Annotated in this window: 16 protein-coding genes; 12 read left to right on the forward strand and 4 right to left on the reverse strand. The window is 63.2% G+C overall.

From position 1 onward, the window contains the following. Positions 1–143 precede the first annotated feature (143 nt). The 4 genes from AC0L2X_RS20155 to AC0L2X_RS20170 all read left to right on the forward strand — a co-directional run bounded on the left by AC0L2X_RS20155 (position 144) and on the right by AC0L2X_RS20170 (position 4,552). Positions 144–638, forward strand: coding sequence for a hypothetical protein (locus AC0L2X_RS20155; RefSeq protein WP_473559068.1), 495 nt, complete (start codon positions 144–146; stop codon positions 636–638). 148 nt (positions 639–786) lie between these two features. Then, on the forward strand, positions 787–2,403 hold the full coding sequence (locus tag AC0L2X_RS20160; RefSeq protein ID WP_473559067.1) for a GMC family oxidoreductase: 1,617 nt from the start codon (positions 787–789) through the stop codon (positions 2,401–2,403). Next, positions 2,400–3,611 carry a mandelate racemase/muconate lactonizing enzyme family protein gene (locus AC0L2X_RS20165; RefSeq protein ID WP_473559065.1) on the forward strand — a complete coding sequence of 404 codons (1,212 nt, stop codon included), beginning with the start codon at positions 2,400–2,402 and terminating at the stop codon, positions 3,609–3,611. The genes AC0L2X_RS20160 and AC0L2X_RS20165 overlap by 4 nt, the downstream gene beginning before the upstream one ends. Further along, on the forward strand, positions 3,608–4,552 hold the full coding sequence (locus AC0L2X_RS20170) for an NAD(P)-dependent oxidoreductase (protein ID WP_473559064.1): 945 nt from the start codon (positions 3,608–3,610) through the stop codon (positions 4,550–4,552). The genes AC0L2X_RS20165 and AC0L2X_RS20170 overlap by 4 nt, the downstream gene beginning before the upstream one ends. Positions 4,553–4,622: 70 nt before the next feature. Here the strand turns inward: AC0L2X_RS20170 and AC0L2X_RS20175 are convergent, their stop codons facing one another. Continuing rightward, positions 4,623–5,561 (reverse strand): diacylglycerol/lipid kinase family protein, encoded by a 939-nt coding sequence (locus AC0L2X_RS20175; RefSeq protein ID WP_473559062.1) that lies wholly within the window; start codon positions 5,559–5,561, stop codon positions 4,623–4,625. Positions 5,562–6,296: 735 nt separating this feature from the next. Here AC0L2X_RS20175 and AC0L2X_RS20180 point away from each other — a divergent pair. The 3 genes from AC0L2X_RS20180 to AC0L2X_RS20190 all read left to right on the forward strand — a co-directional run bounded on the left by AC0L2X_RS20180 (position 6,297) and on the right by AC0L2X_RS20190 (position 8,537). Next, positions 6,297–6,731, forward strand: coding sequence for a hypothetical protein (locus AC0L2X_RS20180; protein WP_473559061.1), 435 nt, complete (start codon positions 6,297–6,299; stop codon positions 6,729–6,731). A 6-nt stretch (positions 6,732–6,737) separates the two neighbouring features. After that, positions 6,738–7,868, forward strand: a complete 1,131-nt coding sequence (locus AC0L2X_RS20185; protein ID WP_473559059.1) for a hypothetical protein — start codon at positions 6,738–6,740, stop codon at positions 7,866–7,868. Positions 7,869–8,027: 159 nt separating this feature from the next. Next, positions 8,028–8,537: a hypothetical protein gene (locus AC0L2X_RS20190; protein WP_473559058.1), complete on the forward strand. Its 510-nt coding sequence runs from the start codon at positions 8,028–8,030 to the stop codon at positions 8,535–8,537. A gap of 7 nt (positions 8,538–8,544) precedes the next feature. On the opposite strand, the gene AC0L2X_RS20195 is transcribed toward AC0L2X_RS20190, so the two are convergent. Continuing rightward, positions 8,545–10,167 carry an FAD-binding oxidoreductase gene (locus AC0L2X_RS20195; RefSeq protein WP_473559056.1) on the reverse strand — a complete coding sequence of 541 codons (1,623 nt, stop codon included), beginning with the start codon at positions 10,165–10,167 and terminating at the stop codon, positions 8,545–8,547. Positions 10,168–10,359: 192 nt separating this feature from the next. On the opposite strand from AC0L2X_RS20195, the gene AC0L2X_RS20200 reads away from it, so the two are divergent. Further along, the gene (locus AC0L2X_RS20200; protein WP_473559054.1) at positions 10,360–10,854 is read left to right on the forward strand and encodes a YegJ family protein; all 495 of its coding nucleotides are present in this window, start codon (positions 10,360–10,362) and stop codon (positions 10,852–10,854) included. 13 nt (positions 10,855–10,867) lie between these two features. Here AC0L2X_RS20200 and AC0L2X_RS20205 read toward each other — a convergent pair whose 3' ends face one another. Next, complete coding sequence (locus AC0L2X_RS20205; protein ID WP_473559053.1) at positions 10,868–11,839, reverse strand: hypothetical protein; 972 nt, start codon at positions 11,837–11,839, stop codon at positions 10,868–10,870. 72 nt (positions 11,840–11,911) lie between these two features. Then, a complete protein-coding gene (locus AC0L2X_RS20210) occupies positions 11,912–12,952 on the reverse strand; it encodes a CapA family protein (protein WP_473559051.1) in 1,041 nt (346 codons plus the stop codon). Positions 12,953–13,095: 143 nt separating this feature from the next. Here AC0L2X_RS20210 and AC0L2X_RS20215 point away from each other — a divergent pair, with 143 nt between their 5' ends. The 4 genes from AC0L2X_RS20215 to AC0L2X_RS20230 all read left to right on the forward strand — a co-directional run bounded on the left by AC0L2X_RS20215 (position 13,096) and on the right by AC0L2X_RS20230 (position 19,937). After that, positions 13,096–14,349, forward strand: a complete 1,254-nt coding sequence (locus AC0L2X_RS20215) for a hypothetical protein (RefSeq protein WP_473559049.1) — start codon at positions 13,096–13,098, stop codon at positions 14,347–14,349. Positions 14,350–14,461: 112 nt separating this feature from the next. After that, positions 14,462–17,761 carry an excinuclease ABC subunit UvrB gene (gene uvrB / locus AC0L2X_RS20220; RefSeq protein ID WP_473600271.1) on the forward strand — a complete coding sequence of 1,100 codons (3,300 nt, stop codon included), beginning with the start codon at positions 14,462–14,464 and terminating at the stop codon, positions 17,759–17,761. Positions 17,762–18,130: 369 nt separating this feature from the next. After that, positions 18,131–19,660, forward strand: coding sequence for an ABC-F family ATP-binding cassette domain-containing protein (locus AC0L2X_RS20225; RefSeq protein WP_473559045.1), 1,530 nt, complete (start codon positions 18,131–18,133; stop codon positions 19,658–19,660). 103 nt (positions 19,661–19,763) lie between these two features. Next, a complete protein-coding gene (locus tag AC0L2X_RS20230; RefSeq protein ID WP_023719167.1) occupies positions 19,764–19,937 on the forward strand; it encodes a hypothetical protein in 174 nt (57 codons plus the stop codon). The last annotated feature ends 110 nt before the right edge of the window (positions 19,938–20,047 follow it).

Consider the following 20,047-nt stretch of genomic DNA (forward strand, 5'->3'; position numbering starts at 1 on the left):
GCGTCGACGCGGTCGCAGCGCCATCGCGCAGCCGACGTGATCCCGGTATATAGATGTTTCAACTTTGGTCATGGGGCACAACGTGGATGGGTTCACGACGAAAGCCATTCTCAGGCGTTGCGAAGTGGGCTTTCCCATTCAGCATGTTGACCACCATGGCAGAGGAGGAGCTGACGCCCTTTGTCGACGACACTTACCGAACGACGTCCCGGCATCTCATTTCTGATGGAGCGGGCATCTATATTCCTTATCGGTTACATTTTCTGCCAAGCGTGCGAGAGCATCACCTTGGCTTTTCGTTTCCGTCGCATTGCCTGCTGACACGATCGACAGATGGCTTTTTGCGGCAGAAATCAGCCAGGGTGATCCTTTCGCTGAACGAAAGTTGGAGCATCGCCTTCGTCGTTCTGCTGTTGGGCGAATATGTCGTCGAAATCGCCGAAGATATCTACGCGGCAATACCTGATCTGGACGCATCAGCCTATGCCAGTTTTGTCCGACAGAACCGAAACACAATGCGTACGATGCGCACCAGGGCCACAAGCTATTGGAATGCCTATCATAGGCATGCTTATCCCAACCGAAAATCCTATCCAGCGATTGCTGTCCTCAATCAACTCGATGCGTGGGCAAGTTAGGTCTTCATCAATCTTCTTGGCGCCGAAAGTCGAAATTCAAACGAAGTTGCCAGTCGCTTTTTTCACATCGGATGCCGGAAGACCCGGCGACGCCGCGTCGCGCCGAAGCCTAGGTTAGAGCCGAATTCCGGAGCCAGCCGCAGCCACCATGCAAACATATGACTTCATCATCGTCGGCTCCGGCTCGGCCGGTTCGGTCCTGGCCGAAAGGCTGTCGGCTTCCGGCCGCTTCTCGGTGCTGGTGCTCGAGGCCGGCGGCAGCGACCGCCGCTTCTACGTCCAGATGCCGCTTGGCTACGGCAAAACCTTCTTCGACCCGGCGGTCAACTGGAACTACAAAGCCGATCCGGACCCCGGGCTTGCCGGCAATGTCGACCACTGGCCGCGCGGCAAGCTGCTCGGCGGCTCGAGCTCGATCAATGCCATGGTCTGGATCAGGGGCGCGCGCGAGGATTTCGACGCTTGGGCAGCGGCCGGGAATCCCGGCTGGGGCTTCGACGACCTGCTGCCCGCCTTCAAGGCGCTGGAAGACAATCAGGCCGGCGCCGACCAATGGCGCGGCGTCGGCGGCCCGCTGCACGTCACCGACTGCTCGACCTCCGTCCATCCACTCACCAAGCGCTATCTCGCCGCCGCCAATCAGGCCGGCCTGCCGATCAACCCGGATTTCAACGGCGCCTCGCAGGAAGGCGTCGGCGTCTACCAGATCACCACCAGGAACGGCCGCCGCATGTCGGCTGCGCGCGCCTTCCTGCGCCCGGCGACGAAGCGCAAAAACGTTCGCGTCGAGATGAATGCACTGGCGACAAAAATCCTGTTCGAGGGCAAGCGTGCCGTCGGCGTCGAGTATCTCCAGAATGGCGAGACAAAGACCGCCCGTGCCGGCCGCGAGGTCATCCTGTCGGGCGGTTCGGTCAATTCGCCGCAACTGCTGCAGCTCACCGGTGTCGGTCCATCGACGCTGCTTGGTGGTCTGGGCATTCCCGTCGTTCACGCCAACGAAAATGTCGGGGCAAACCTGCAGGACCATGTCGGCATCAACTACACCTTCAAGGGCAGGCTGCCGACGCTCAACCAGATCCTGCGCCCGTGGTGGGGCAAGCTGCTGGTCGGCATGCAGTACGTGTTTTTGCGCTCAGGCCCGCTGTCGCTGTCGATGAACAATGCCGGCGGCTTCTTCCGCACCGATCCGGCCACGGCACGGCCCAACATGCAGCTCTATTTCCAGGCGTTTTCGACCGTCATTCCGAAGAGCGGCGAACGGCCGATCCTGACGCCCGATCCATGGCCGGGCTTTTCCATCGGGCTGTCCAATTGCCGTCCGTCGAGCCGCGGCGAAATCATGATCCGCTCCGCCAATCCGTGCGATTATCCCAGAATCGTCGCCAACGCCTTTTCGACCGAGGCGGATGTCGCCGAAATGCTTGCGGCGGTGAAATTCGTCCGGAAGATCGCTTCGATGCCGGCGATGGCGGAGATCATCGAGGAAGAGGTTTTGCCGGGTCCGTCGATCACCTCCGATGCGGATCTCATTCAGGATTTCAGGAAGCGCTCGGGCACCGTCTACCACCCGGTCTCGACCTGCCGCATGGGGCCGGACGCGGCGCGCGCCGTCGTCGATCCGCGCCTGAAGGTGCACGGCATCGACGCCTTGCGTGTCATCGATGCCTCGATCTTTCCCGACAACATCACCGGCAACACCAACGCCGCCGCTATCATGACCGGATGGAAGGGCGCCGAACTGGTTCTGGAGGATCAGAAATGAAGATCACCGACGTCAAGACCTGGGTGGTCGGCAATCCGCCACCCGGCATCGGCGGCAAGTATTTCATTTTCGTCAAGCTCACCACCGATGGCGGCGTGGTCGGCTATGGCGAGGCTTACAACGCCACCTTCTCGGCCCATGTCACCGCAAAAATGGTCGAGGACATGGCCGAGCGCTATCTCGTCGGCCGCGATCCGCACGACGTCGAGACCTTCTTCCGCCGCGCCTATTCATCCGGCTTCACCCAGCGCCCCGACGTGTCCGGCATGGGCTGTTTCTCGGCGCTCGAAATCGCCTGCTGGGACATCATCGGCAAGGAGGCCGGCAAGCCGGTCTACAAGCTGCTTGGCGGCCAGGTGCACGAAACGCTGCGTTCCTATACCTACCTCTACCCGCACAGCGGCAGCGTCCACTCCGAGGACGCCCGCGGCAAGAACGTCTACAACGATCCCGATCTGGCTGCAGCCTGCGCGCTCGAATATGTCGAGCAGGGTTTCAACGCCGTCAAGCTCGACCCGGCCGGCCCCTACACCGCCTTCGACGGCCACCAGCCGCGCCTCGTCGACATCGACCTCTCCGCCCGCATGGTCAAAGCGATCCGCGAGGCGGTTGGCACCAGGGCCGACATCCTGTTCGGCACGCACGGCCAGTTCACCGCTTCCGGTGCGCTGCGCCTCGCCCGTGCCATCGAGCCCTATGATCCGCTGTGGTTTGAGGAGCCGGTGCCGCCCGACATGCCCGAGGTCATGGCTCAGGTCGCAAGGGGCACTTCGATCCCCATCGCAACAGGGGAAAGACTTACCACCAAATTCGAATTTGCCCGCGTCATCGAGAACCGTGCGGCGACCATTCTTCAGCCCGACCTTGGCCGCTCCGGCGGCATTCTCGAAACCAAGAAGATCGCCGCCATGGCCGAAGCCTATCACATCCAGATCGCGCCGCACTGCTATTGCGGACCGATCGTCGGCGCCGCCAACATTCAGCTCGCGGTGACGCTGCCCAACTTCCTCATTCTGGAATCGCTGAAGCAGTGGGACGGTTTTCACGCGAAGCTGCTCAAGAAGAAGATCGAATGGCAGGACGGTAACGTCATCCCGTCTCAGGAGCCGGGCCTTGGCGTCGAGCTCGACGAAGCCGTCTGCGAGGCGCATCCCTGGACCGGCAAGGACCTGCATTTGCAGATGATGCAGACGCCGCTGATGCCGTGAGCACGCGTCAGGGATATGCCTTCATCGGTCTTGGCCATCTCGGCGGCCAGCTCGCCGCCAGCCTGATCCGCAACGGCTTTGCCGTCAGCGTCTACGATCGCGACCCCGCCGCCGTCGAGCGCCTTGTGCTGCTCGGCGCCGAAGCCGCCAACAGCCCGGCCGACGCCGCCGCCCGCGCCGGCAATGCCATCACCTGCCTGGCCTCGCCGAAGGTCAGCGAGGCGGTACTGGCCGGCCCCGACGGATTGCTCGAAGGCCTGCCCAGCGGCGGCAGCTGGATCGAGATGTCGACCAATGGCCAGGACGAGATCGTGTGGCTCGCGGCACTGGCTTCAGCAGCAGGCGTCGAGACGCTCGAATGCCCGGTCACCGGCGGCGTGCATCTGGCGGCTGTCGGAAAGATCACCGCGCTGGTCGGTGGCGAGGCAGCGCTTTATGCCCGCCACCGGCCGGCCATCGAGGCGATGTGCGCCCGGTCTTTCCTGATGGGTCCGGTCGGCTCGGCGGCGGCGATCAAGGTGATCACCAATATGCTGGCCTTCATCCATCTCGTTGCCGCCGGCGAAGCGCTGATGCTGGCCAAGAAAAGCGGGCTCGACCTTGCCCAGTCCTATCACGCCATCGTCGCCTCCTCGGGCAACAGCTTCGTCCACGAGACCGAAAGCCAGCTGGTGCTGAACGGCTCCTACGACATCGGCTTCACCATGGACCTGGCACTGAAGGATCTCGGCTTCGCGCTCGGCATGGGCGAAAAATTCGGCGTGCCGCTCGCGCTTGCATCACATGTCGATGCGATCTTTCAGCAGGGCAAGCAGGCCTATGGCGGCAGCGCCTGGTCGACCATGATCGTGAAGCTGCTCGAGGATGCGGTCGGCACCGAGCTGCGCGCGACTGGTTTCCCGGCTAAGCTCGAAGCTGAGATTAGCCAGATTATCAATTGATTTCAGTTGATTGGACAGATCGTCGGAAGCAAGGCCGGGAAGACCTGATTCAAAGTCTCAACGACTTGATTCAATATCTCAGCGTCAAGGCACCGGGCAGAATTTCGAAAGTTGCCGGTATGCGACCCGGCGATTCGCCGTCTATGTCGATCAGCGCGGCGTTCTTTTGCACATCGCCGAGCGGCTCGACAACCACTTTCTTGCCGCGCAAAATGGTGATCGCCGGATGGTTGCGGTGCCGCCCGCCATAGAGCAGGCGGATGTCCCAGATCAGCTTCAGCTTGCCGGCGGCGCGCAGGATAACGATGTCGAACGCGCCGTCGTTAAGCTCGGCGTCGGGCGCAATCATCATGCCGCCGCCGAAGAATTTGCCGTTGGCCACCGCCACCAGCGCCATGCGCGCCTCGACCGGGGCGCCGTCGTCGATGGTGATCGCAACGTCCTGGAAGCGGTAACGGAGGAATTCCCAGACCGTGCGCCAGTAGAACAGCGCCTTGGCCGAAACCTTGCCCTTGCGCTTGTCGGCGTTGACCGCGCGGTCGGTGGCGCCGGAAAGCCCGAGGCTGGCGATGTTGATGAAATGGCGACTGGCCAGCGCGCCATGGTCGTCGACATAGCTGATGCAGCCGGCATCGACCTTGCGCGGCTTGGCCTCGGCAATCCGCTTTAGTGTCAGATCGACATTGTTCGACAGGCCGAGCCCGCGGGCGAAGTCGATGCCGGTGCCGCAAGGCACCAGCCCGAGTTCGGCCGTCCGGCCGCTTTCCCGGAAAGCCTTCAGCAGCCCGTCGGCGACCTCGCTGGCGGTGCCGTCGCCGCCGGCCGCGATCACCAGCTCGAAGCCGATGGCGGCAAGGTCGAGCGCCAGCCGTTCGGCATCCCCCTCGGCCTGCGTTTCACGCAGCTCGAAATCGCCGAAATGTCTTTTCAGCGAAGCCGCAACCTCGGGCCAATGCCGCTTGAGCCTGCCGCCGCCGGCGATCGGATTGAGAATCACCGCGACCTTCAAGCCTGCCTCCCCAAGGCCATCGAACACGCCTTCCAATCATTTGCCGGCATTGAAGCCCGCGCCGGGCCGCGGGGCAAGGGTCGATTGCCGACAATGCGGCTTCGGCATCGAGGCGGCAAAGCCCGGCCGGCGGCGGCAGAGATCGGTAAGTCGCTATTTTGGCAGGGTCAGTCCCCGATAATCCCGCTATCCACAGGCTCGCGGTAGTTTCGCTAAACACTTACCCGGCGTACATTAAACCCATCTCAGGCGGCTACCGATCGCCACGCCGAAAGGTAAAGCGGAACGGCGGATTTCCTGAGGCCCGTACGGCCCTGAACGAGAACAGGCTTGCTTGTTGGAGAGATGGACGCCGAGACCTACGGGGCCGCGGAAAGCGTGCGAACGCCGACGGCGGACCGATGCTGCCATGAAGGACGGCAAAAACCTTCGATGGCGCGCTGGGCAAAGCTTGCAAGAGCGGAGACCGGCGTGGTCCGGAACGGACGCTGCCCTCGGGCGGCGACTGGCAGGACCGTCAAAATCAAGGCCGGCTTGGCGCGATATCTTTCGGGAGTTGCTGCCGCGACCGTGTCCTGATCTGACAGGGAGGCGCTGGGAGAAATCCCGGCGCCGACTGTCTTTGTGACCCCGCCTGACGATTTTGCCGGCGACGCTTCACCCTGCGCCAAAATCAGCTACTATCCATTTGCCGTCGGGGGCCGTTTAAAAGGGCTGACGGCAGGGGGACATTTCATGACGCTCATCCAGAAGCTTGCTGTTGCCTATGCTTTCCTGTTCTTCGGCGTTGTTGCGGTCGGCTATGTGCCGGCCTTCAACGATGCCGGCGGCAATCTGTTCGGCCTGTTCTCGCTGCAATGGTACGACGATTTGCTGCACGCCTTCTCCGGCGTCTGGGCGCTGGCGGCCGCCTTCATCTCGCACCGCCAGGCGGTGTTCTATTTCAAGCTGTTCGGCTCGGTCTATCTGTTCGACGGCGTGCTCGGCCTGGTCACCGGTTCCGGCTGCCTCGATGGCGGCATTTTCATCAACGGCTTCCGTTCCCTGAACGACATCGAATTCCCGGCCCGCTTCTTCGCCAACCTGCCGCACATCGTCATCGGCGGCTTCGCCGTCTATGTCGGGTTCTGGCTGTCGAAACGTGTGTACGACCATTTCGCCACGGCCTGACCGGCCATGTTCCTGTTCCGCTGGCTGAAGCGCATCATCAAGGCGATCCTCTGGGTCGTCGTCATTGTCGTGTTGATCCCGATCGCCGGGCTGGCCTACGGCTTTCTCACGACGCCGTCGCTGGACACAACACCATTGCCGGGCGTCACTGAGGGTGCCCCGCCGAAGGCGCTGGCCGACAAGGTCCGTGCCGAGATCCCCGGCTACCAGCGGCCGGAGGAATCGACCTTTCTCACCTATCCGGAATGGGCCATCGTCTACGCCGCCCGCGAATATGCCGGCTTCGTCGACAAGAACCAGCCGAGCGGTTTTCCATATCTCTCCTATATCGGCCGCTTCTGGCAGGACTATGCGATGGTCATCCGCGCCAGTTCCACCTACAAGTTCAACCTCGACAACCACCAGATGTTGGTGATCATCGGCACCAGCCACACGATCGAGCACGCCATCCAGTGGGCCTATGAAAATACGGTCGGCCGCGTCACCGAAGCGACAGCCGGCAAGCGCACCGCGGTCGACATCTACCAGGCGAAGGTGGCGGCGGACTATGCCGGTTTTCTCGACCAGGTGCCGTGGTACCAGTTTCCCTATGCCGAAAAGCGTGCCGGCCTGTTTGCCGTCCAGCCGGCAGCGGACGACAGCGCTGTCCGCACCAGTGAACGCAAGCTCGCCTTCGGCCTCGCCGACACGATCAAGCAGGGCTACGCCGATCTGATCAAGTCGGCGCTCGCCGCCACCACCGACCCGGCCTTGCTCGACATTCACGTCTGGGCCAAGGGTCCGGTCAGCGAGGTGACGCGCAACGAGCCCGACACCTTGCTGGAGCGCGATCTCGGCGCCGACGGCACGGTCTTCGTCACCAGGCGCTACCAGGTGTTCACCGACATGATCCCGCGCCTGATCGGCAAGGGCGTCTCCTTCGTCGAGATCGGCGGCAATGACGAGATCATGATCACCATGCTTTCCAATGACGAGATCAATGTTCCCGAAGGCGCACGCACCTTGTTCAGCTACCCGCTTCCGGCGGAACCTTCGACGCGCCGCACCGGCCTGACCGTCGCCGTGCGCAAGCTGCACCTCGTGCTGCCGGCGCTGATGACGGCGGGCGCCAGGCTCGAGCACGTCTACGATTACTGAGGCCTTTCGGTCACAGCCCGCCCCGGCAAGACGTTGCGTGAGGCTCCGCCACGCTCATTCCACAATCGCGGCCAAATCCCGCCTTGTTCCGCAACGATTGATGACGCCGCAGCAATTTGTCCTGCGCACATGCGCCGGGCAACTCGGAGGGACAAGACCGTGATCAAGACCGCCCTTGTCGCCATGACCATCGTCGGCTGCGATTGCGACGCCAGGCTTTGCGAATATATCGGCGAGACGCCCGCCAAATGGTCGACCATCGCCGAATGCGAAGCGGCGATGAAAAGCCAGATGCTGCACGAGCGCAATTTCGACTATCCGCTGGTCTCCGGCATCTGCCGGACACAGAACTCGTCATCGCAGCTCGCGGCGACCGCTTCCGAGCCTGAATTGACGACGGCCAGCACGGCCGCGACAGACCCGCTGCCACCGGAGCTGAGCCATCGGCCCAGTGCTGCGGTCGGAACGCAGGCAACGGCGACGGAAACGGAAGCCGCCCGGCCGGTCGCCTATGAAGCGGCGGTTGATGGCGGCCGCGCCGTGCTCTACCGCACGAAGGCCGGCTACGCCGTGGTCACGACCGATCTCGGCCGCGCCGCGTCGGCAACGATCGGCATCGCCAGGCGTTCGGCGAACTGGCTGGCGGCTAAACTGCCTGACGGTCTGTAGCCGCCGCTCAGGCCGTGCCGATCAATGCCTTGATGGCGCGATAAAAAATCGACGAAAACAGCTCGTCCGGATCGTATTGCCGCTTCTTCGCCAGGAAGGACGGCAGTTCCGGATAGGAGGCAAGCAGCTCGTTGCCCGTATAATGGAGCTGGTAGGGCAGGAAAAAACGCCCGCCATGCTTGATCGTCACATCGATCAGCGCCCTTGTCAGCGCCCGCATCCTGGCATTGCCGTCGGCGTCGGTCGGCTGATTGATGTAGAGCACCAGCGAATAGGCCGGCTCCGGCGCATAATTCAGCGCCACATCCTCCTTGTGGACGATGCGCACCGACGCGTTGAGCACCGGCAGGCTCTGGTTGCGCAGGATCTCGCGCGCTTCCGCGATGAACGGGTTATAGGCGGCCCGCGGGATGAAATATTCGTGCAGTATGTCGGTCTCGTCGAGCAGATCGTTGAACAGATAGGGCACTGAATCGTGCATCGGATTGTTACGCGTGACGAGGCAGGCCTCGCCCTCGGCCATTGCCGTCGTCCGCGCCACCGTGCAGCTCTCGAATTGCGGCTCCAGCGTCTTTTCGGTGAACCATTTCAGCTCCTGGAACAGGCTGCCCCATTTCGCCAGGTTGATGATCACCCGCTTGAGCCCGACCGAACCGGGCTCGCCGATTGCCGGCTGGTCGGCCGGCGGCTGGTCGGCCACCTTGTCATAGCGGTAGACGATCATATCCTCGAGGAAATTACCCGGCGCAGTCGACAGATGCCCATAAAACAGACCGATCGTCCTGTTTGGCTCCAGCACCTCGGCGAAGAACTTTGGAAAATCGTCCGATTTGATGATCTCGCGCGAGGTCCGGTAGACGACGTTGTCGACGATGTCGAGTGTCGCCTCCAGCACCACGCCGAACAGGCCGTAGCCGCCGACGACGTGGCGGAACAGCTCGGTGTTTTCGGCCGGTGAGCAGGTTGTCACCGAACCGTCCGCCAGCATCACCCGCATCGAACGGATCGAGCCGGCGACCGAGCCGGCCTGGTGGTCCATGCCATGCGCGTTGATCGACAGCGAGCCGCCGACCGAAAAGATGTCGGTCGACTGCATCGCCTTCACCGCGAAGTGCGGGTGCAAAAGGTTCTGGATGTCGTGCCAGCGCGCGCCCGGCTGCAAGGTCATCGTCTTCGCCGCCGCGTCGATGCTGACCTTGTTGAATTTGCGCATGTCGAGGACCAGTGCGTTGTCGTCGAAAGCGTGGCCGCCCATCGAATGGCGGACCGCAGCGACCGAGACCTTCAGGCCATTGGTGCGGGCAAAGGCCAGCGCACTCGCAATGTGGTCTTCCTCGCTGACTTCGACGACGCCATAGACCGGCGTCATCGACAGGCCGCTGGCATCGTTGATGTTGCCGCCCTTGGTCAGCCATGGCAGCGACGGATCGTAGGCTGGCGGGCCCTCCAGCGGCTTCTGCGCCAGGTCGATGCCGTCAATGTCGGCGATGCGTCCGGAATTCTTCTGCCCGGACGGACCGCGCGCCAGCCGCGCCACGGTCGTGCCGCCCCACAGCATCGCGCCGCCGACCACCGCCGCACCCAACAGCAGCCGCCGCGATAGGCGAAACCCCTTGCGTTCTTCGATCATGCTACCCCTCGCCGCCTCAGAGATAGCGCGAGCTTCCGGCAAAAACCATAGCCGGAGTGCGTAGCAGAACTAGAGCGGCAGTTGCGGCATCAGGAGCATTTTCTTATGGTTGCAGTGAATGTATTTTTCGCGCTATGATTGAAAATACGAACGGATCCATGATGATGCTGACCATTGTAAGGGCGCCATTCCATGAAGCACCTGTCCCGCGCGATTCTGTCCCTGATGCTAGCGCTTGCTCCGATATCCGCCGAGGCTCAGGATTCCAGTCAGGGCGACGACAGCGTCGTCGCAGTCGCGCCTGACGATCCAGATATGGCGGCGGCGACTGCACAGGCACGTGCCAGCTTGGATGAATTCCTGGCATTATCCCAGAAACCGCCACCTGGAACGGACACATTCAAACTGAAGGTGATGATCAAGGACGGAAACGTCACCGAACACTTCTGGGTCATCCCGTTCCAGCGGACCGAAAACGGATTCGTGGGGATATTGGCGAATGAGCCACATAGTGTCCACAACGTCGTGGCTGGCCAGTATATCGAATTCAACCGAGACGATATTTCCGACTGGGGATACACCAGAAACGGTCACCAGGTTGGCAGTTTCACCGTTTGTGTGATGTTCAGGTCGATGTCGAAGGAAGAAGTCGCCTACATGCGTAGCCAACGCGGCTTCGATTGCTGACCGCCCAGCCGGACTAACCCGCCTCCTCGTCCTTCACGCCGATCTTGCGCACCAGTGCCGCGGTCGCCAGGATGGTGGCTATGTCGGCGATCATCGGCGCAACATGCTTGGCATAGTCGAGCGGCACAGAGATGTCCGGCAGTTCGAAGAAGTTCTTCGTCTGCGGAAGCAGCAGAAAGCCGTCGCTGCCGTTGAGCGCGACGCGTGCCGGTTCCTTCGGCCATGTTTCGCCGAGCCATTCGAGCGCCTGCGCCAGCCGGCCGGTCACCAGCGGCCGCGCCGCTTCGATGTTGTCGGTGTGGAACTCATAGGCGGCGTCGAGTTCGGGTACGCCGCATGACAATTGTTCTGTCTTGCCGCCGAACATGCCTCGGAAGAAACCGACCACCATATTGGCACGGCGCGCCGCCACCAATATTCCCGGGAACGGCGCAATGGTGTCGAACGCGATAATGACGCCCTTGAAGGCCTGCGATGTGGTCTTGCCGTTCCTCTCCAGCAGCGTCACCTCATAGAGCTCGAACGCAAAGTCTTCGTACCGACCGGAAACGATGTCCTCGAAATATGAACGGTTGAACGCGCCAATCGTCTCGCGTGGTAGCCGATCGAAGGAGTTCGGCGTTACGCCATGCTGATAGCGCACGTCCTGGATGAAGCCGAAGACGATCGGCAGCAAACTGTTGCGAAACGACTGCTGCAATTTGCTCGCTGGCTTGATCGCCCGGAAATAGAGCAGGATCGCCGCCAGGAATCCGCCGATATAGAGGAATACATGCGGGGTCGAGAACCACTGCTCGTTCGGGTCGGCAACCCCGTTGAAGAGCCAGGCCACAAACACCACGAAAACCAGCACCAGCCCGATGAAAAGTGGCACCCGCCAGCGCGTCCGGCGATGGGCCGAAGCTCTTTCGGCCTCATAGGCCTCGATGTTCTTCCTGAGGCCGGCGATCACCGCTTCGCTCGGCATGAAATCCGCAGTTTCCATCACCCACCGCCGCCACAAGCCTGCCCGCGTTGAGCATGATAGCCGGTTTGGTGGACCGCGTCAGCGCGGCCGTCAGCGCACGGCACCGAAGATCGCATCGAGGCGGGCCAGAACCCTTTGCCCCAATTTTCCTTCCAGCGCTTCGACCGGGACCAGCCGCTCGTGATCGCCGGCGCACAGCCGCATGAAGGCATGCAGCCGGTAGGCGGCGATGGCCCCGCGCGTGCCGGAATCGGCGCTGATGTCGACGACGAGAATGGCGCCGATGCGGCCCGGCCATGGCTGCCGCGCGAAGGCGGTGCCGATGAAATCGCCGAGCCCATAGGCAACGAGCGTCTGGCCGATCCGCTCGATCGGCTGAACGACATGGGCGTGATGTCCGGCGACCAGGCCGACGCCATGTTCGGCCAGAAGCCGCGCCAGTGCCCGCGTCTTCGCACGCGGAAAATGCCGGAATTCCCAGTCCCAATGCGGTACCGCGCAGAGGAGATCGACACCCGAAGCGGCGTCGCGCGGCCATTGCGTCGGATCGCCTTGCATCGAGACTCGGCCCGCGAACTGAGCCGCGCCCGTATTGCGCCACAAGGTAAAGGCGGCAAGGCCAATGGTCAGCGAACCAACCGCAAACCGCTCGACCGGAGCCGCAGTGCCGATCGTGCGGATGCCTAATTGCTCCAGCGCGGCGACGGTCTCGTCGAAGCCGGCAATACCCTGGTCGAGCACATGGTTGTTGGCCAGCGACAGTACCAGTTTTTCACGCGGGATGCCGACGGCGGCCAGGGCCTCGGCAAGGAACCGCTCGCTCATCGCGTGATGCGTGCCAAACCTTGTACCCAAAACAGCGCTCGGCCGCTCCACCACCGGGCTTTCGCAATTGCCGACCACTAGATCGGCCGAGGCAAGCAGTGCCGCAATCGCCGGATCGCAGTCCGGCGCGCGGCGATTGGCCACCGCCGAGATATCGCCGACGAAAGCCAGCCGCACCGTCCGCGCCGGCGGCGGTTCGAGCAGGGCTGCGGCCGCCGGAGCAAAGCCGCGCGCGTCGCCATCGAGCGAAGGCCAGAGGAAGCGTGGCAGCCAGGACAGTTTGTAGGAAAGCGGATAGTTCGACACGCGACGCCCAATCGTTTGCCTTGTGTAGACCGTCCGCCGGCTTGATTGAAGCGTCGACTATTATGGGTGAACCACAGGGCCACAGGCGCAGCGAACCAAATGCGTGTATGATCCACTGCGGAGCGACAAAAGGGGCGATCACGATGAAGCGTTTTTCCAGGCTGGTGGCGTGCGCCATCATTCTTCTCCTGCCGCTGGCTTCAGCCAGTGCCGCGGCTCCCGAACAGGCCGCCCTGTTCGAGGCAAAAACGGTGAATGAGCGCGACGGCGCCCTTGCCGCGCTGGAAACCGCAGCGCCCGGCGATCCGGCAGCTGCCTACGCCGCCGGCGCCGGCGAATTCTTCACCGCGCTGGAGATCCTGGCCGGCGGCCTGCACCGCCACGGTTTCGAAAGCCCGCAATCCTTCATGCTGCCGCTGATGCGGCTGCCGGTGCCGGACAATGCCAATCCCGAGCCGCTGACCTACGAGCAATTCCGCGCCATTCTCGTTGCCTTCCGCGACAGGCTGGAGAAATCCGCAGCCACGCTCGGTTCGGTGCCCGCCGACGCGGACATCAGCATGGTCATCGACCTCACCCGCCTCGGCATAGACCTCAACGAAGACGGCATGATCGCGCCGGACGAAAGTGCTGCCGCGATCATGGCGTCTCTGTCACGCGGCAGCGGTGCGCCAGACGTGGCCGCACCCGCCCTCACCTTCCGATTCGACCGCGCCGACGGCTACTGGCTGCAGGGCTATGCCGAGTTCCTGATGGCGCAGGCCGACTTCTGGCTGGCGCATGATTTCAGGAACACGTTCGACGGCTCCTTCCACATGCTGTTCCCGCGCGCAAAACTGCCGCTGCAGGACACGCTCGTGCCGCTGGACGGCGGCATGGGCGGCGGCATTCTGACGTCCGAATGGCGCCTCGCCGACTTCATCTCCCTGGTGCATCTCATCAACTGGCAAGTGGTCGAGCCTGAGCGCCGGCAAGCGGCACGCCGCCATCTCATGGAAATGATCCGGCTGTCGCGCGAGGACTGGAAAGCCATCCGCGCCGAAACCGACAATGACCGCGAATGGCTGCCCGGGCCGCAGCAGAAAGGCGCCAGCCCGCTGACCGGCCTCGACGTCGGCGAGCAGCAGGTGCAGGCCTGGCTCGCCGCCCTGGCCATGGCCGAGGATCTTCTGGAAGGCCGCAGCTTGCTGCCGCATTTCCGCATCGCCGACAAAGGCATCAACATGAAGCGCTTCTTCGACGAGCCAAAACCCTTCGACCTGGTGCTGTCGATCACCGGCCCGGCCATCGCGCCCTATCTCGAACGCGGCAAGGTTCTCACCAGCGAGGAGTTCAACCAGATCCAGCGCCAGTTCGGCGGCGCCGGGTTTCTGACGTTTGCGCTGTGGTTTAATTGAGGGCGTGGTTCGACGTCACTCCTGACAGCCTGCTGTCAGCAGCCAAATTGCGCCTCGCGCCACCCGCCACTCCGCTCTTTCCATTTTGGCCGATACCTCCCATATTCGGGCCATGGCCAGACTCTCCGACAAGAAAACGCCGCCGCCGGCGAATGACGAGCGCGCTTCGCCGCCCAAGCGGCGCAGTCGGCTGACCGATTTCCTCGATGCCTCGGAGCCCCTGTGCAAGGGCGGCTTTGCCGAGGCGCCGCAGGCCGAGTTCACCGGCGCGCCGCTGACCGGCTCGATCGCCGACTGGGCCGAGCAGATCGAGCAGGAAGCCGAGAAGGAAGGGCGCCAAATCTCCCCCCTCGAGGGGGAGATGTCGCCGAAGGCGACAGAGGGGGTCGCCGGAGGCAGCGCGGCACGCAAAGGAGCGCCGAGCACTGCCGCACCGACCCCACCCGGCGGCTCCGCCGCCACCCTCCCCTCGAGGGGGAGGGAAGGCGCCAAGCCGGCGAAGAAAATCCCGGAGCGCTCGTCTTCCCCCGGCCGTACGGCACGCGGTACCTCGATGGGCGGCGCGGCTTCGGCGCGGGAGCGTACTGCGGCCGGTCTCAACCCTGTCGCCGGCCTCGATGTCTCCCTGGAAGAGGCCGAGACCATGGCCTCGGGCGGCGTCACCGCCACCGTCGCGGCGCTGTCGGCGCTGATCGAATCCGGCAATCCGCTGCACAAGGACGGCGTGATGTGGACGCCGCACCGTCCTGCCCGGCCGGAGAAATCCGAAGGCGGCATCGCCATCAGGATGGTCTCGGATTTCCAGCCGGCCGGCGACCAGCCGACGGCGATCAAGGATCTCGTCGAGGGCGTCAACAGCAACGACCGCACCCAGGTGCTGCTCGGCGTCACCGGCTCGGGCAAGACCTTCACCATGGCCAAGGTAATCGAGGAGACGCAACGCCCCGCTCTGATCCTGGCGCCCAACAAGACGCTTGCCGCGCAGCTCTATTCCGAGTTCAAGAAATTCTTCCCTGAAAACGCCGTCGAGTATTTCGTCAGCTACTACGACTATTACCAGCCCGAGGCCTATGTGCCTCGGACCGACACCTACATCGAGAAGGAATCCTCGATCAACGAGCAGATCGACCGCATGCGCCATTCGGCGACGCGCTCGCTGCTCGAGCGCGACGACGTCATCATCGTCGCCTCGGTGTCCTGCATCTACGGTATCGGCTCGGTCGAGACCTATACGGCGATGACCTTCCAGATGCAGATCGGCGACCGGCTCGACCAGCGCGCGCTGCTCGCCGACCTCGTCGCCCAGCAATACAAGCGCCAGGACATCAACTTCGTCCGCGGCTCCTTCAGGGTGCGCGGCGACACGATCGAGATCTTCCCGGCCCACCTCGAGGACCGCGCCTGGCGCATCTCGCTTTTCGGCGACGAGATCGAGGCGATCACCGAATTCGATCCGCTGACCGGCCAGAAAACCGGCGAGCTGAAGAGCGTCAAGATCTACGCCAATTCGCACTATGTGACGCCGCGCCCGACCTTGAATCAAGCCATCAAGTCGATCAAGGAAGAACTGAAGTATCGCCTGCAAGAGCTTGAAAAGGCTGGCCGCCTGCTTGAGGCGCAGCGGCTGGAGCAGCGCACCCGCTTCGACTTGGAGATGCTGGAGGCGACCGGCTCCTGCGCCGGCATCGAGAATTATTCGCGCTATCTCACCGGCCGCCAGCCGGGCGATCCGCCACCGACCTTGTTCGAATACATCCCCGACAATGCGCTGGTCTTTGTCGACGAAAGCCACGTCACCATACCGCAGATCGGCGGCATGTATCGCGGCGACTTTCGCCGCAAGGCGACGCTGGCCGAGTATGGTTTCCGCCTGCCGTCCTGCATGGACAACCGGCCGCTGCGCTTCGAGGAATGGGACGCCATGCGCCCGCTCTCCGTCGCGGTTTCGGCGACGCCTGGCGCCTGGGAGATGGAGCAGTCCGGCGGCGTCTTCGCCGAGCAGGTCATCCGCCCGACCGGCCTGATCGACCCGCCGGTCGAAGTGCGCCCGGCCAAGACACAGGTCGACGACGTCGTCGGCGAAATCCGCGAAACCACTAGGGCCGGCTACCGCACGCTGGTCACTGTGTTGACCAAGCGCATGGCCGAGGATTTGACCGAATATCTGCATGAGCAGGGCATTCGCGTCCGCTACATGCACTCCGATATCGACACGCTGGAGCGAATCGAAATCCTGCGCGACCTGCGCCTCGGCGCCTTCGACGTGTTGGTCGGCATCAACCTCCTGCGCGAAGGCCTCGACATTCCCGAATGCGGCTTCGTCGCCATTCTCGACGCCGACAAGGAAGGTTTCCTGCGCTCAGAGACGTCGCTGATCCAGACCATCGGCCGCGCCGCGCGTAACGTCGACGGCAAGGTTGTCCTCTATGCCGACCAGGTCACCGGCTCTATGGAGCGGGCGATGGCCGAGACCAACCGCCGTCGTGAAAAGCAGATGGAGTGGAACGCGGCCAACGGCATCACCCCGGAATCGGTCAAGTCGCGCATTTCGGACATTCTGGATTCGGTCTACGAGAAGGACCATGTCCGCGCCGACATCTCGCAGTTCACCGACAGCGCCGGCGCGATGATGGGCAACAATCTGAAAGCCCATCTCGACGCGATGGACAAGCAGATGCGCGACGCCGCCGCCAATCTCGACTTCGAGAAGGCGGCCCGCATCCGCGACGAGATCAAGCGGCTGCGAGAGATGGAGCTGTCCATCTCCGACGATCCGCTGGCCAAATATGCCGACATGGAAAGCCCGGTCTCGGGCCGCGAAAAGGGCAAGCACAACAAGGGCGTGGCCAAACATCGTACAGCAGAGGAACAGGAGCGTTTCCGCAAGCTCGATGAGGCACATGCCGCCGAAGAGGCGGCCAAGGCTGCCCGGCCCAACCTCTTCCGCAAGCCGGAGCTCGACGAAATGGGCGCCGACGGCGCTGTGCCGGTCAAGAAGCCGCTGTTCGCCAAGCCGTCGCTGGACGATATGGGGCCTGGCACCGACATGCCGACACCGTCAGGCGCGGTGTCCCGTTCGCTGTTCAAGAAACAGTCGGCGCAGGAGGCGCACGGCTCGGATTTCGGTATACCGGGTGAACCGACCAAACCGCTGTTCAGGAAGAACTCACTGGACGAGATGACGGTGCGGCGGACCGAGAAGCCGGTCGAGGGAAAAGTGCCGGCGAAACCGCAGCCAATCTCCCCCCTTGTGGGGGAGATGCCCGGCAGGGCAGAGGGGGGCGCGAAGGAACACGACGTTTCCGCCAAACCCATTGTCCGCCAGCGTGCCGGTATCGGCTCCTACGAGGATCCCGCCGACGCCCGCCGCGAAAAGCGCCGCCCCGGCAAGGCGGGTCGGCCGGGACGGTAGCGATCCTTCGCGCCCCCCTCTGTCCTGCCGGACATCTCCCCCACAAGGGGGGAGATTGGCAGCTTCGGCGCTCGCTCACTCCAGCGCCAACCGCTTGCCATCGGCCCCACCCCTGGTGTAACCCAATCCCTATACTCGAACGTCTTGAAAGGAGGGCTGCGTGTTTTTCGACCACCACCGTCAGCGCGGCCCTGTCTCTGCCCTGCGAGCTTGCTTGCAGGGCTGACCAGAGACGGTCCGGGTTTTTCTTCCCGCTTCGATTTTTTTGGTCCGCCTTTCGTGGTGCTGCAACGCCGAGCCTGATGGCCAGCCTGCGCACCGTCAAAGTGCATCAGCCGGAATCACTCCGGACAGACCAGAGAAATCGACATGGCCCTGATCAGCCTCAAGTCCCTCGGCGTCACCATGAGTGCGCCGCTCTTCTCCCATCTCGACCTCACCATCGGCGCCGGCGACCGGCTCGGCATCGTCGCCGCCAATGGTCGCGGCAAATCCACTTTTTTGAGGTGCCTGACGGGCGAGTTCGAAGCCACCACAGGCGACATCACCCGCACGCGCGGCCTGCGCATCGGTTATGTCGAGCAGGTCATCCCCGCTGCGCTGGCCGGGCGCAGCTTTCATGAGGTGGTGGCAGACGCCTTGCCAGCCGAGCAGGCCGAAGGCGAGCAATGGCGCGTCGATGTGGTTCTCGACTCGCTCGACGTGCCGCAGCCGATGCGCGAGCGGCCGATGCTGGCCTTAAGCGGCGGCTGGCAAAGGCTGGCGCTGATCGCGCGCGTCTGGGTCACCGATCCTGACGTCCTGCTTCTCGACGAACCGACCAACCATCTCGACCTCGCCAAGATCAGCCAGCTCGAGACCTGGCTGAACGCCTTGCCGCGCGAGGTGCCGGTGGTGATCGCCAGCCACGACCGGGCGTTCCTCGACGCGACGACCAACCGCACGCTGTTCCTGCGTCCCGAACAATCGCCGGTGTTTTCGCTGCCCTATTCGCGGGCGAGGCTTGCGCTGGACGAGGTCGACGCCTCGACCGAACGCAAATTCCAGCGCGACATGAAAGTGGCGCAGCAGCTGCGCCGGCAGGCGGCCAAGCTCAACAATATCGGGATCAATTCCGGCAGCGACCTTTTGACGGTCAAGACCAAGCAGCTTAACCAGCGGGCAGAGCGTCTGGAAGAAGCGGCAGCGCCGGCACACCGCGAAAGATCGGCGGGCACGATCAAGCTCGCCAATCGCGGCAGCCATGCCAAGGTGCTGATCACGCTCGAAGATTTGGCGGTCGGAACACCCGACGGCACGGTTCTGTTCAGCACCGGCAAGCGCCACATCTGCCAAGGCGACCGCATCGTCCTGCTCGGCCGTAACGGCGTCGGCAAATCACGGCTGATCGGCCTGATCCGGAATGCCATCGTCGCGCCGCAAACGGCGGCGCAAGGCGTGAAGGTGACGCCGTCGACCGTGCTCGGCTATAGCGACCAGGCGTTGTCGGGCATCAGCGGCGACGACACGCCGCTGGCGATGCTCTCGCGCAGATTCGATGTCGGCGAGCAGCGCGCCCGCTCGCTGCTGGCGGGCGCCGGCGTTAGCATCGACATGCAGGAGCGCAGAATCGGCGTGCTGTCGGGCGGACAGAAGGCACGGCTGATGATGCTGGCGCTCAGGCTCGCCAATCCCAATTTCTGTTTGCTCGACGAGCCGACTAACCACCTCGATATTGATGGCCAGGAAGCGCTGGAAGCGGAATTGCTGGAACGTCAGGCGAGCTGCCTGCTTGCCTCGCACGACCGCTCCTTCATCCGCGCGGTTGGCAACCGCTTCTGGCTGATCAAGAAACGGCGGCTGACCGAAGTCGACGACCCGGAGGGGTTCTTCCAGGAGGTTGCCGAAGCGGGCAGCTGAAAAATTGCGAGAAAAATTCCGGTGCCCTGTCGGATGATGATCGCATGCCACGTCCTTGGGACGCCGACACGGTGATGCCGGCGCCAATCGAGGAGAAAGCATCATGTCTATTCTGTCATCCATAGGTCACGCCGTAACGCGTTACTCGGCGGCTCGCGCTCGTTATCGCAGCGAACGCGCCATCCTTTCATTGCCGATCGAGCTGCGCAAAGATATCGGCTGGCCGGAAATCGTCGTCGACGCGCAAAACAGCCCGCGGATTCGCATCGAAGGTTGAAAGGTGGCAGTTGGCCTGGCAGCAGACGCCATTTCGAGTCCAAAAAAGCCATCGGCCGTGTAGGATCGTCGCCGTTCCGTTCGTCCTGTGGTTCGCAAAGGCAAACCAGA

This window comes from Mesorhizobium sp. WSM4828, from assembly GCF_055811175.1.